At 67.9% G+C, this 11,636-nt stretch carries 14 protein-coding genes and 1 pseudogene; 12 read left to right on the forward strand and 3 right to left on the reverse strand.

Features of this window, described 5'->3' with window-relative positions:
• Positions 1 to 81: 81 nt before the first annotated feature.
• Positions 82 to 795 carry an MBL fold metallo-hydrolase gene (locus tag W7S_RS12690; RefSeq protein WP_014711636.1) on the reverse strand — a complete coding sequence of 238 codons (714 nt, stop codon included), beginning with the start codon at positions 793 to 795 and terminating at the stop codon, positions 82 to 84.
• Between the two features lie 90 nt (positions 796 to 885).
• Here W7S_RS12690 and W7S_RS12695 point away from each other — a divergent pair, with 90 nt between their 5' ends.
• From W7S_RS12695 to W7S_RS12710, 4 genes are all read left to right on the forward strand, one after another.
• A complete protein-coding gene (locus W7S_RS12695; protein WP_008256790.1) occupies positions 886 to 1,212 on the forward strand; it encodes a helix-turn-helix transcriptional regulator in 327 nt (108 codons plus the stop codon).
• Complete coding sequence (locus W7S_RS12700; RefSeq protein ID WP_014711637.1) at positions 1,209 to 1,625, forward strand: SRPBCC domain-containing protein; 417 nt, start codon at positions 1,209 to 1,211, stop codon at positions 1,623 to 1,625. The genes W7S_RS12695 and W7S_RS12700 overlap by 4 nt, the downstream gene beginning before the upstream one ends.
• A 36-nt stretch (positions 1,626 to 1,661) precedes the next feature.
• Positions 1,662 to 2,108 (forward strand): SRPBCC family protein, encoded by a 447-nt coding sequence (locus W7S_RS12705; protein WP_008256794.1) that lies wholly within the window; start codon positions 1,662 to 1,664, stop codon positions 2,106 to 2,108.
• A 61-nt stretch (positions 2,109 to 2,169) separates the two neighbouring features.
• The gene (locus tag W7S_RS12710; RefSeq protein ID WP_050989383.1) at positions 2,170 to 2,787 is read left to right on the forward strand and encodes a YbhB/YbcL family Raf kinase inhibitor-like protein; all 618 of its coding nucleotides are present in this window, start codon (positions 2,170 to 2,172) and stop codon (positions 2,785 to 2,787) included.
• Positions 2,788 to 2,797: 10 nt separating this feature from the next.
• On the opposite strand, the gene W7S_RS12715 is transcribed toward W7S_RS12710, so the two are convergent.
• Positions 2,798 to 4,366 (reverse strand): NAD(P)/FAD-dependent oxidoreductase, encoded by a 1,569-nt coding sequence (locus tag W7S_RS12715; protein WP_014711638.1) that lies wholly within the window; start codon positions 4,364 to 4,366, stop codon positions 2,798 to 2,800.
• 103 nt (positions 4,367 to 4,469) lie between these two features.
• Here W7S_RS12715 and W7S_RS12720 point away from each other — a divergent pair, with 103 nt between their 5' ends.
• The 7 genes and pseudogenes from W7S_RS12720 (at position 4,470) to W7S_RS12750 (ending at position 9,634) form a co-directional block, all read left to right on the forward strand.
• On the forward strand, positions 4,470 to 5,069 hold the full coding sequence (locus W7S_RS12720) for a TetR/AcrR family transcriptional regulator (protein WP_008256801.1): 600 nt from the start codon (positions 4,470 to 4,472) through the stop codon (positions 5,067 to 5,069).
• Positions 5,070 to 5,260: 191 nt separating this feature from the next.
• Positions 5,261 to 5,653 carry a tautomerase family protein gene (locus tag W7S_RS12725; RefSeq protein ID WP_014711639.1) on the forward strand — a complete coding sequence of 131 codons (393 nt, stop codon included), beginning with the start codon at positions 5,261 to 5,263 and terminating at the stop codon, positions 5,651 to 5,653.
• Between the two features lie 8 nt (positions 5,654 to 5,661).
• Positions 5,662 to 6,633 (forward strand): nitronate monooxygenase family protein, encoded by a 972-nt coding sequence (locus W7S_RS12730; protein ID WP_193375028.1) that lies wholly within the window; start codon positions 5,662 to 5,664, stop codon positions 6,631 to 6,633.
• A gap of 104 nt (positions 6,634 to 6,737) precedes the next feature.
• On the forward strand, positions 6,738 to 7,367 hold the full coding sequence (locus tag W7S_RS12735) for a nitroreductase family protein (RefSeq protein WP_008256807.1): 630 nt from the start codon (positions 6,738 to 6,740) through the stop codon (positions 7,365 to 7,367).
• Positions 7,367 to 7,861 carry an SRPBCC family protein gene (locus tag W7S_RS12740; RefSeq protein ID WP_014711641.1) on the forward strand — a complete coding sequence of 165 codons (495 nt, stop codon included), beginning with the start codon at positions 7,367 to 7,369 and terminating at the stop codon, positions 7,859 to 7,861. The genes W7S_RS12735 and W7S_RS12740 overlap by 1 nt, the downstream gene beginning before the upstream one ends.
• Before the next feature lie 227 nt (positions 7,862 to 8,088).
• Positions 8,089 to 8,535, forward strand: a pseudogene (locus W7S_RS27855) (hypothetical protein); the annotation flags it as partial.
• 136 nt (positions 8,536 to 8,671) lie between these two features.
• Entirely contained in the window at positions 8,672 to 9,634 is a 963-nt protein-coding gene (locus W7S_RS12750; RefSeq protein WP_041297838.1) for an FAD-dependent oxidoreductase, read from the forward strand.
• 2 nt (positions 9,635 to 9,636) lie between these two features.
• On the opposite strand, the gene W7S_RS12755 is transcribed toward W7S_RS12750, so the two are convergent.
• On the reverse strand, positions 9,637 to 10,026 hold the full coding sequence (locus W7S_RS12755; RefSeq protein ID WP_008256813.1) for a phage holin family protein: 390 nt from the start codon (positions 10,024 to 10,026) through the stop codon (positions 9,637 to 9,639).
• A gap of 215 nt (positions 10,027 to 10,241) precedes the next feature.
• Here W7S_RS12755 and W7S_RS12760 point away from each other — a divergent pair, with 215 nt between their 5' ends.
• Positions 10,242 to 11,636 carry an HNH endonuclease signature motif containing protein gene (locus W7S_RS12760; protein ID WP_014711644.1) on the forward strand — a complete coding sequence of 465 codons (1,395 nt, stop codon included), beginning with the start codon at positions 10,242 to 10,244 and terminating at the stop codon, positions 11,634 to 11,636.

The raw sequence follows: 11,636 nt of genomic DNA on the forward strand, positions 1-11,636 counted from the left end.
GCGGTTCAATCAGGAGTCGAAAGACTCGGCTGAAACGGTCGCAAAACCACTGGGGCGCAGCGCATTTCGATGGTCCACCGATCACGGGACGCCTCCGCGCCGGGCAAGCCAGTCCCGCTGACGGGCCACGAATGCGGCGTCGACGACCTTGCCGTGGCCCGGGACGTAGATGGCGTCGGGTCCGCCGACAGCGAGCAGTCGCCCGAGGGTAGCCGGCCAGGCCGCCAGGTCGGAATCGGCGTCGATCGCCGGGTCGGCGGACTCCTCGACCAGGTCACCTGTGAACACCACCATCCTGTCGCCGGCGTTGGTCGCGGGCGCGATCACCACCAGGTCGGAGGCGGTGTGGCCGCGCCCGAGGTGCGTGATCGTCACCGTCCGGTCCCCCAGATCGACGCTGGCGTCGTAGACCCCGCGGCGCGGAGGGCGTAACGCGGCGATCGCCGCGTCCACCTCGGTGGCGTCGGCGCCGTACCGCAGCGCCTCGGCGCGGATCTGGTCGGTCGCCGAGCTGAGGTGCCCGGCGACCTCGGGCGCGCAGTAGATCTTCGCGCGGCCGAAGAACGATGAGCCCAGCACGTGGTCGAAGTGCTTGTGCGTCAACACGATATGGCTCACCGGCAGCCCGGCAAGCCGTCGGACGTCGGCGTCGATGGCGGCGGCCTCGGCCAGCGTGGTACCCGAGTCGACGAGCAGCGTTCCGGTGCGGCCGCGCACCAGGCCGATCGTGACGTCGCAGAACGGGAGCCGGCAGCGGTGCACGCCGCTGGCCAGCGTTTCCCAGCCGAAATGCACACCAGCAACGTAGCGGCCACGCGTGGGCTGCGCCGGCGGTGGCCGGGACAATGTGTCGGAAATAGTTGACATGTCGGGATTGTTCGACATATGTTGTCGATCGTGACTGGCGTCGATCGCGTCTTTCTCGCCTTGGCCAACCCGGTGCGGCGTGAACTGCTGGAGATCCTGTTCCGGCAACCATTGTCGGCCGGGGAACTCAGCGAGCGGTTCGAACTCAGCCGGCCCGCGGTCGCCGAGCATCTCAAGGTGTTGCGTGACGCGAAGCTGGTGGCCGACGAGCCGCGGGGGCGCCATCGGATCTATCACCTGACCGCGGAGCCCCTCGCGGAGCTGGGTGAGTGGCTTCATCCGTTCGAGAAGTTCTGGCGTGCCCGGCTTGCCCGGCTCGCCGAGGTGGCAGAGGAGCTGGAATGACCGCAACGTCACGGTTCGCGACGATCCGGGTGGATCAATTCGTCGCGGCGCCACCGGAGAAGGTGTGGCGGTTGCTCACCGAACCCGCACTGATGAAACTCTGGTGGGCCGAGGGGCAGGTGGCCGCGGTGGTGGGACACACGTTCACGCTCGACATGCCGGGCTATGGCCAGCAGCCCTGCACGGTGCTCGAGGTCGACGCGCCGCACCGCTTCGTCTATACGTTCACCGCCGCCTGGACGCTGACCTGGCGGCTGGAAGCCGAAGGCGCCGGCACGCGAGTGTTCTTGGAGCACAGCGGCTTTGACCTCGACGACGGCCGTATGGCGCAGGCCTTTGAACGCATGGGACCCGGCTGGCGCGACGTGGTCCTCCCCCGGCTCACGCGGGCTGTCGCTCACGTGAGCCCCTAGGGTTTCGAGCCACGTCGCACCGGCTATCTCCCCGAGATGGCTATCACCGATTCCCGCGAAGTCGTCATCGAAGCGACGCCCGACGAAATCCTGGATGTGCTGTTCGACCTCGAGTCGTTGACCGAGTGGTCGTCGGCGCACAAAAAGGTCGAGGTGCTCGAGCGGGACGACCAAAACCACCCGACCAGATCCAGACAGGTGGTCAAACTCGTCGGCGTCAGCGACGAACAGGAGCTCGCCTACACCGTTCACGACGATGGCGTCGGCTGGACCCTGATCAGCTCCAAACAGCAACGCGCTCAGGAGGGCCGGTACACGTTGACTCCCGAGGGGGACTCGACCCGGGTCCGCTTCGACCTCACCGTCGACCTGGTGGCGCCCGTTCCCGGATTCCTGGTCAAGAGGGGTGCCAAAGCCCTCATGGACACGGCCACCGAGGGATTGCGCAAGCGGGTGCTGGAAGTCGAGAAGCGCGCCAAGTAGCCGCGGCCTCGCCCCGAAACGGGTGCTTCCGCGGCGCGCCCGCGCGGGTCAGACTGTTTTCATGGACTCGTCTTTCATGGACTCGTCGCACGTGTTTCGCCGAACCGCAGCGCTCATCGCAGCAGCGGTGCTGCTGGGGCCGCTGACCGGCTGCGGCGGAACTGGGGATAGCCACCCGACGTCATCTCCGGCGCCGAAGGTCACGACGCTGGGCAAGACGGCGCCCAAGGCGCCCGCCGGAGGCCCATTGGCGATCAGCAGCCCGGCCTTCGCCGACGGTGCGCCGATTCCGGTGCAGTACACCTGCAAGGGCGCCGACGTCGCACCGCCGTTGGTGTGGTCGGCGCCGCTGGGTGCGGCCCTCGTCGTCGACGACCCCGACGCCCCGGCCGGGTTGTACGTCCACTGGGTGGTGATCGGAATCGCCCCCGGACCCGGCAGCACGGCCGAGGGCCAAACCCCCGCCGGCGCAACCACTCTGCCGAACACGGCCGGCCAGTCGGCGTATCAGGGTCCCTGTCCCCCGAACGGAACAGGCACGCATCGTTACCGGTTCACCCTCTATCAGCTTCCCAATGACTACCAGCTGCCCGGCGGCCTGGCGGGCGTGCAGGCCGCGCAGACGATCGCCGGCGCCGCGACCGCACAGGCGCAGCTCGTCGGCGCGTTCGGCGGCTGATCGGCTCGCCTCAGGACGCGTCGTCGAGCACCTGGTAGCCGGCGTTGTACCCCGGGGTGAAGGTGATGCCCGGTCCGCCATGGCAGCCGGCGCCGGCGAGGTAGAGACCGTCGATCGGAATGGGTAGATCGAGGAAGCCGCGCGGTCCGGGTCGGTTGGGCCCCATCAGGTCTGGGTGCAAAAGCCCGTGGCAGAAGTCGCCGTCGGGCGCACCGAACATGGTGTTCATGTGGTAAGGCGCGAACGTGATGTGGCGTATCACGATGTCCTTGAAGTTCGGTGCCAACCTGGTGATCTTGTCGATAACCCGTTGCGCCATCTCATTTTTGAGGCGCCCGTGCTGACCGCGGTCGGATTCGACCGGAAACGCGTAGGCGAACGCGCTCGCCGCGTGCTTGCCCGGCGGCGCCATGGCGGGGTCGTGGACCGACGGGATCTGCATGCCCATCGACGGATTGTCCGGGACGATGCCCCGCCGGCAGTTCTCCCAGTGCAGCTGTTGGGATTCGGGCGACCCGAAGATGCCGATGGACTGTTGCATGCCGTCGTCGTTGAGAAACTCGTACGGCGGGGCGAATTCGGGCAGCCCGTCCAGGGCGAAATGGATCTGCACGAACGAGGCGCGGTGGTCGCGGCCGGATACCCGCGAGACGAGCTCCGCGGGAACGTGTTCGGGTGCGATGAGGTCGGTGAGGGTGACATCGGGTGACAGGTTGGACACCACGATCGGCGCCGAGATCGTCGACCCGTCGCGCAGCCGCACGCCGGTCACCTTCTGCCGGTCGACGAGGATCTGCTCGGCCTTGGTGCGGAAGCGGATCTCGCCGCCGTGGGAGACGAAGAGCTCGCGCAGGTGCTCGGTGAGGGCGCCAATGCCGCCCTTGAGCTTGGTCATCATCGCGGTGCTGCCGTCGGGCACCGCCAGCGCGAACGCCAAACATGTTGCGCTGCCCGGTGTATACGGACCGCGGTAGGTCGAGTTGACGGCCAGGAACGCCAGCATCCCGCGCATGACCGCGTGCTTTTCCCGGTCGGGCAGATAGCGGTCGATCACGTCCATCGCCGAGCCGAAGAGCATGTCGTGAATGGCACGGCGTTCGGCGTCGTTGGTCGCGCAGGCATACATTTCGTCCAGGGTCTTCGGCCGTTGGCGGACGTCGAAGCGGCCGAGCGCCCTCGCCGGTGCCTGGCTCCAGCCGATCAGGTCGGCCATGCCCGTGACGGCCTCGACTCCGTGTTTCTCGCCCAGATGCGTCATCAGTCGCATCGGGTCGCGATAGAAGATCATCGGCTCTTCGCCGTGGTCGCCGATGTTTGTCGACATCACCTCGGGCTCCACCGCCGGCAGCGTGTCGAGGCCGAGGTCTTTGGTGAGCTGGCTTGCCATCGGGAACTGCACCGACCCGGCGATCTCGTATCGGAAGCCATCGATCAATTCGACCGTCGCGGCCATGCCGCCCGCATAGGTATTGGCCTCCAGGCACACGGTGCGCAGTCCCGCGCGTTGCAGGATCGCCGCCGCGGTCAGCCCGTTGTGTCCCGCCCCCACCACGATCGCGTCGTAATGATTTGTGCTCATGGTTCTCGCCTCCGTCGGGTACCCCGTGCAGAATATGTCAGTACTGACATAATTGGAAGATGTCAGTAGTGACCACTTCGGCTGGGATACCATCTCCCCTGAGATGACCGCCCCGGGCAACCGTCATGAACAACGACGACGATCGACGCATGAGGCCCTACGTCGCGCGGCGTTGAAGAGCTTCGCGCGCAAGGGCTTTGCGAATGTCACCGTCACCGAGTTGGCGCGCGAGGCCGGCGTCACCGAGCGCACCTTCTTCCGGCACTTCCCCACCAAGGAAGCCGTCCTGTTCCAGGATTACGAGACGCAGCTGGAATGGCTGGCCGAGGCGCTCGCGCAACGCCCGTCGTCGGAGTCGTTGTTCGATGCGGTGCTGGCGAGTGTTTCGGCGTTCCCGCACGACCTCGAGGTGGTTCGCCAGGCGGCGACGGCGCGCGCGGAGCTGATCAGCGCCGAGCGGATCGCGGGCCACCTGCGAGTGGTGCAGTCCTCGTTCGCCGGCGTGCTCGCCGACTTCGTCAGGAAGCGCAATCCGGATACGGCGGACATCGACCTGGCGGCCGAGGTCGCGGGTTCTGCGCTGGCCGCGGCCTTGGTTGCGGCAGTGGAGAATTGGGGCCGCAAGGGTTGTGCGGGCGACCTCGGCGCAGACGTGGCCGCAAGCCTGGATCTGGTGCGCTCCGGTCTGGCGCGGCTCGCCTGAGCGACCTTAGCAGTTCCCGCGCGCTATTCCCCGCCTCGACAAAGCGGCGCGGCACGGCGTAGCGACCGCTTCGAAGACGCGAGTTCATGAGCGCTGTGTCGCAGCACGCATCTCACGAGGGATTTCCACGGGCCTACCGTCTGTTGGAGTAGACGTCGAGATCCACGATCCACTCCGGCGATGGAGGACACATGCCGCTGTTGTACATCGACCTGATCGAGGGCCGCTCGCCGTCGGAGGTTCGGGCGCTGCTGGACGCGATCCACGAGACCGTGGTCGAAGCGTTCGGTGTTCCCGAGCGTGATCGCTATCAGGTGGTCCGCACTCATCCGGCCCACGAGGTCATCGCGCTGGACACCGGTCTCGGCATCGACCGCTCGGCGCGGCAGGTCATCCTGCACGTGGTCAGCAGGCGACGTCCGCGCGAACTCAAGCAGAAGTTCTACGAACTGCTGGCGTCCCGCCTCGCCGACCGGTGCGGACTCGACCCGGCGGACTTGATCGTCTCGGTCACCGAAAACAACGATGAGGACTGGTCTTTCGGCCACGGCCGCGCACAATTCCTCACCGGTGAGCTGAAGTGAGCGACACCGTGCCGTTGCGGACCCGCCTGACGGAATTCTTCGGTATCGAGCAGCCCGTCCTGCTCGCGCCGATGGCCCTGGTCTCCGGGGGTCGGCTCGCTGCGGCGGTGACCGGGGCGGGCGGCCTGGGCCTGCTCGGCGGGGGCTACGGCGATCCCGAATGGCTGCAGCGCGAATTCGACAACGCCAACAGCGCCCGGATCGGATGCGGGTTCATCACCTGGAGCCTGGCGGGCAACCCGCGGGCGCTCGACATCGCGCTCGCCCACCAACCCGCGGCGATCATGTTGTCTTTCGGCGACTTACGGCCGTTCGCCGATCGCATCCACGCGGCCGGCGTCCCGCTCATCGCTCAGGTGCAAAACCTCGACCAGGCGCGCCGGGCCGTGGACGCCGGGGCGGAGGTCATCGTCGCGCAGGGCAGCGAAGCCGGCGGACATGGAATGAGCGGGCGGACGACGTTCACGTTGGTGCCCGAGGTGGTCGATTTCGTGGCCGAGCGCTCACCCAACACGCTGGTGGCGGCCGCCGGAGGCGTCGTCGACGGCCGCGGATTGGCGGCCGCGCTGGCGCTGGGCGCCGACGGCGCGGTCGTGGGTAGCAGGTTGTGGGCGTCGCCGGAGGCATTGGTGTCACCGCGTGCGCAGCGGCGGGCCGTTGCGGCCTGTGGCGACGACACCGTGCGCACCCGGGTCTATGACGTTGTGCGCCGCCTCGATTGGCCCGCCGGATACGACGCGCGGGCGCTGGGCAACGCGTTCCTCGACACCTGGCACGGTCGCGAACCCGAGCTGTCGGCCCAGCTGCCCCAAGCCGTCGCCGACTACGAAAAAGCCGTTGCCGCAGAGGATTTCAATACCGCGGCCATCCTGACCGGCGAAGGCGTGGGACGCGTTCGCGACGTCCGTCCCGCCGCTGACATCGTCGCCGACATGGTCGCCGAGGCCGCACACATCCTCAATCGGCGGGCGAGGGCCTAGACAGCCGAGCTCGGGGTCTGGTTTGCTCAGCTCGATACCTCAACTTCACGTCGCGATGATGGGCCGCACCATTAACCACCCCCGCCGACACATCTAAGGATCCCATGGACATCGCCACCGTCGACGAACTGCTGAGCACCACCCGGTCGGTGCGTAAACGGCTCGACCTCACCCGGCCGGTCGGCCGCGACGTGATCCTGGAGTGCATCCAGCTGGCGATGCAGGCGCCGACGGCGAGCAACACGCAGGACTGGCGCTGGCTGGTGATCACGGACCCCGACAAACGCGCGGCCATCGCCGAGATCTACCGCAGCATCGGCGCGCAGTACCTGGCGTACGCGGCCGACAACGCGACGGATCCGCAGACGCAGCGGGTGTACCAGAGCGCGATGAGCCTGACCGAAACGCTCGGGCAAGTCCCGGTGCACGTCATCCCCTGCCTCAACCAGCGCATCGACACCGCGGAACCGGGCATCGCTGCCGCGGCGTGGGCGTCGATCATCCCGGCCGGCTGGAGCTTTCTGCTGGCGCTCCGCTCGCGCGGGCTGGGATCGGTGTGGACGACGATGCACCTGTTCAAGGAGCGCGAGGTGGCCGAGCTGCTGGGCATCCCACCCACCGTCACGCAGGCCGCGCTGTTCCCCGTCGCGTACACGATCGGCACCGACTTCCGGCCGGCCGCACGCCCGCCGGCGGCGACCATCACGTTCTGGGATGGCTGGGGAGAAGGCTGATGCAGTCCTACACCGTGCGATTCCACATCGACGCTCCGCCGCGGAAGGTCTGGCGGGCGCTGCATCCGCCGGCCCCGCCGAACGCCCCGCGCCCCCGGGTGCTCGAGTGGCCGACCGGCAGCATGGAAATTCTCAACGAGGGCAACGAGGCCGGTGAGGGCCTGGTCCGCACATGCGTCTTCGAAGTGCCCAAATACCTGCTCACCGGCGGCCGGGCGCGTTCCTGGGAAACCGTGACCGAAGCCGAGCTCGACAAGCTGTCGCGTTACGTGGCCGTCGGCGCGCCGCTGTGGTCGCGCGCCGAGGGGTATCACCAGCTCGAGGAGCAGCCCGACGGCACCACCGTGCTGACGTTCCACGAGACGTATCGCGCCTACAACCCCGTGCTGCGCTTCCTCCTCGAACGCCCGGTCTACGCGAAAATTTCCCGTGACAACCTCGAGACGTACGAGCATGCGCTCGCCCGCGCGGGCCGGGTCCGGCGTCTCGTCTAGCCGTTCTTTGCTGCCGGGTTCATTTCACAACGACATGAATTAGGTACTTGGCCCCGGTACCCTCGATTTCTATGGGTGGAGTAGCTACTGCGGCGCGACTGGCCGCCGCGGGTTTGATTGTCGCGGGGTGGGCCACGTCGACGGTCGTTGCCAGCGCCGATCCAGACGAGACACGGGGGCCCGCCCCGGGCCCCGCGGCCTCGCCAGCACCGGCCGCGTCGCCGGCACCGGCACCAGCGCCTTCGGCAGCACCCGCACCGGCCGCGTCGCCCGGGGCCTCGCCGGCACCCGCCCCGGCGGCGTCGCCCGGGGCTTCGCCGGCACCCGCCCCGCCGGGGCCGAAGACCAGCATCGACAAGGACGGCATTTACGCCGTGGGGACCGACATCGTCCCGGGCATCTACAGCTCCGGTGGCCCCGTCGGCAACGGCACGTGCTACTGGAAACGGACCGGCAACCCCGACGGCGCGCTCATCGACAACGCCATGACCAAGAAGGCGCAGGTCGTGCAGATCGACCCGGGTGACAAAGCCTTCAAGACCTCGGGCTGCCAACCCTGGCAGCTGACCCCGGACGCCGTTCCGCCGTCACAAACGCCGCCCGCGGGCGTGCAGGGCACGCTCGGCATCCTCAACGGTCTGTTGGGCGGAAACGCACAGCGGCCTCCGCAACCGTCGCCCGCTCCGCAAGCGCCCGCACCTGCACCGGCGCCGGCCTCGCAAGCGCCGGCGGCCCCGCAAGCCCCGGCAGCCGCGCCCGCAACTCCGGTAGCCCCACAAGCCGCGCATTCCTGATCGGCCCGCCGGCGCCGTGGCCAGTACGCACCAGATCGTCGTGGTAGGGGCTGGCGTCAGCGGGTTGACGTCGGCCATCTGCCTGGCCGAGGCGGGCTGGCCGGTGCGGGTCTGGGCGGACACGATGCCCAAGCGAACGACTTCGGCGGTGGCGGGCGCCGTGTGGGCGCCCCCGCGGCCCGCGGAACGCGCCGGCGCGACGCTGCGCTGGACCGAGCACTCTTTACAGGTGTTCCGTGATCTTGCCCGCGATCCCGACTCGGGTGTGTTGCTGGCGCCGGCGCTGGCCGTCGGCGAGCTGACCGCGACCGAGGCGATGTCAACGGCGGCCGCGCTGATACCCGACCTGCGGCCCGCCGACCCGGCCGACGTTCCGCCGGGTTTCGGCACCGGATTTCGCGCCACCGTGCCGATGATCGACATGCCGCACTACCTCGACTATCTGACCCGACGGCTCGCGGCGGCCGGCTGCGAGATCGAAGAACACCCCGTTCGATCCCTGGCCGAGGCCGCCGACACCGCTGACATCGTCGTCAACTGCACTGGTCTCGCCGCGGGCGCGCTCATCGACGACCACACCGTGCGGCCGCTCTTCGGCCAGCACGTGGTGCTGACCAATCCCGGTCTGCAGCAACTGTTTCTGGAATTGAACGACGGCCCCGAGTGGACCTGTTTCTTCCCGCATCCACAACGGGTGGTGTGCGGCGGAATCAGCATCCCCGGTCGCTGGGACACGACCGCGGAACCCGACGTGACAGAACGCATCCTGCAGCGCTGCCGACGAATCGAGCCGCGACTCGGTGACGCCGAGGTGATCGAGGTCATCACCGGACTGCGTCCCGACCGTCCGTCGGTGCGCGTGGAGGCCGAACCGCTTGGGCGGGCGCGTTGCATCCACAACTACGGTCACAGCAGCAACGGCGTCACCCTGTCCTGGGGCTGCGCGCGTGACGTGGTGGCCCTGGCCGGCGGCCGCTGATCTCAGGCGCCGGTGCGGCGAATTATCAAGGACAGCAACCAACTGACGATCGACAAGACGATCGCCGCCCAGATGGCGGTCCACCAAAAGTGGTCGATCTGCAGCCCCCAGTGCGTGGTGTGCTCGGTGATCCACGCCGTGATCCAGAGCATCAGCGCATTGATGACGACATGGAACAGACCGAGCGTCACGATGTAGAGCGGGATCGACAGGATCTGGACTATCGGCTTGATGAATGCGTTGACCAGACCGAAGATCACGGCGACGACGAAGATGATGCCGACCCGTTCCAGCCTCGTGCTGCCGCCCACGAAACTCAGGCCGTGCACGAAAAGGGTGACGATCCACAACGCAAAGCCGGTCAGCGCGGCGCGCACCAAAAATGGGCCCATGCGCCTAGATCCTGCCATCCGATCGGCCGGGAAGGTAAGCAAATCGGCGCGGGCGAGTTCCGACCGGGTGACCGGCTGCGACCGTCGGTTCTCGCGCCTACACGCGGGCGCGGTTTCGGATATCGGAAACGGATATTGAATTCCCTTGTGTCACTGTGGTTTCTGTGGTCACAATGCGGGGTTTTGTGTCGGTGGCGCTTCGTAATGTCTGCGGTATGGGTTCGGGCGGCATCATCGATCGGGACGCGATCAGCGCGGCCTTCGACGCGCTCGATGCCGCGATCGAGAGTGTGGGGGCACTGAGTTTCGATGCGCTGGCTCCTCGGGAGTGCCTGGCGCTGTTGGAGCGCTGCGAAACCGTGCGCCGCCGGCTGCCGGTCCCTGAGCATGCGTTGATCAATCACCTGGCACGCCAAGCCAGCATCCAAGAACTCGGCGCCAAACTCGACCACGCGATCGCCGACCGGCTGCGGATCAGCCGCGCCGAAGCCGCCCGGCGGGTCAAAGACGCCGCCGATCTGGGCCCGCGCCACGGCCTGACCGGTGAACCCTTGCCCCCGGTGTTGGCGGCCACCGCCGCCGCCCAGGCCCGCGGTGAGCTGGGTGCTGCCCATGTGGCGGTGATCCGCAGATTCTTTCGCCGGCTGCCGGGCTGGATCGATCCGGTGACCCGCGAGCGGGTCGAGGCGGAGCTGGCCGGTCACGCCGCGTATCACCGGCCCGACGAACTCGACGGCCTGGCCCACGTCCTGGAAGATTGCCTCAATCCCGACGGTCTCTTCACCGATGAGGACCGGGCCCGTAGCCGCGGGGTGACCCTGGGGCGCCAACGACCCGACGGCATGTCGGAGTTGCGGGGCCTGATCACCCCCGAGCTACGGGCCACCTTCGAGGCCGTGGAGGCCAAACTCGGTGCCCCGGGCATGTGCAACCCGCTTGATGAGATGCCGTGTGTGGATGGCGCGCCCAGCCAGGCCGCTATCGACGGTGATACGCGCTCGGCTGCTCAGCGCAACCACGACGCCCTGCTGGCGGCGCTGCGCGCGATGCTGGCCTCCGGGGAGTTGGGTCAGCACAACGGGTTGCCGGCCTCCATCATCGTCACCACCACCCTGGCCGAGTTGGAGGCCGCCGCCGGGCGGGCCCTGACCGGTGGGGGCACCATCGTGCCGATGAGTGAGGTGATCCGCCTGGCCCGCCATGCGCATCATTACCTGGCCATCTTCGATAAGGGCAAGGCCCTGGCGTTGTACCACACCAAGCGGCTGGCTTCGCCGGGGCAGCGAATCGTCTTGTATGCCAAGGACCGCGGCTGCACCGCCCCGGGCTGCACGGTGTCGGGCTATTACTGCGAAGTCCACCACGTCACCGACTACAGCAAGTGTCACAGCACCGACGTCAACGACCTCACCTTCGCCTGCGGCCCGCATCACCGCATGCTCGACCCCGGCGGCTGGACCACCCGCAAGAACACGCGCGGCGACACCGAATGGAAATCCCCACCCCACCTCGAGCGTGGCCAACCCCGCACCAACACCTACCACCACCCCGAAAAACTCCTCCACCACGAACACGACGACGAAGAAGCCGACAATCCGGGGGCGGCATAA

Origin of the sequence: Mycobacterium sp. MOTT36Y, assembly GCF_000262165.1 — a bacterium.
Classification (GTDB): domain Bacteria; phylum Actinomycetota; class Actinomycetes; order Mycobacteriales; family Mycobacteriaceae; genus Mycobacterium; species Mycobacterium intracellulare.

What these genes read in the sequence shown, in the direction of transcription:
- W7S_RS12695 (WP_008256790.1), top strand. Translation starts at nt 886, where the DNA reads ATGTTGTCGATCGTGACTGGCGTCGATCGCGTCTTTCTCGCCTTGGCC.
- W7S_RS12710 (WP_050989383.1), top strand. Translation starts at nt 2,170, where the DNA reads ATGGACTCGTCTTTCATGGACTCGTCGCACGTGTTTCGCCGAACCGCA.
- W7S_RS12720 (WP_008256801.1), top strand. Translation starts at nt 4,470, where the DNA reads ATGACCGCCCCGGGCAACCGTCATGAACAACGACGACGATCGACGCAT.
- W7S_RS12740 (WP_014711641.1), top strand. Translation starts at nt 7,367, where the DNA reads ATGCAGTCCTACACCGTGCGATTCCACATCGACGCTCCGCCGCGGAAG.
- W7S_RS12705 (WP_008256794.1), top strand. Translation starts at nt 1,662, where the DNA reads ATGGCTATCACCGATTCCCGCGAAGTCGTCATCGAAGCGACGCCCGAC.
- W7S_RS12735 (WP_008256807.1), top strand. Translation starts at nt 6,738, where the DNA reads ATGGACATCGCCACCGTCGACGAACTGCTGAGCACCACCCGGTCGGTG.
- W7S_RS12725 (WP_014711639.1), top strand. Translation starts at nt 5,261, where the DNA reads ATGCCGCTGTTGTACATCGACCTGATCGAGGGCCGCTCGCCGTCGGAG.
- W7S_RS12760 (WP_014711644.1), top strand. Translation starts at nt 10,242, where the DNA reads ATGGGTTCGGGCGGCATCATCGATCGGGACGCGATCAGCGCGGCCTTC.
- W7S_RS12755 (WP_008256813.1), bottom strand. Translation starts at nt 10,026, where the DNA reads ATGGGCCCATTTTTGGTGCGCGCCGCGCTGACCGGCTTTGCGTTGTGG.
- W7S_RS12700 (WP_014711637.1), top strand. Translation starts at nt 1,209, where the DNA reads ATGACCGCAACGTCACGGTTCGCGACGATCCGGGTGGATCAATTCGTC.
- W7S_RS12715 (WP_014711638.1), bottom strand. Translation starts at nt 4,366, where the DNA reads ATGAGCACAAATCATTACGACGCGATCGTGGTGGGGGCGGGACACAAC.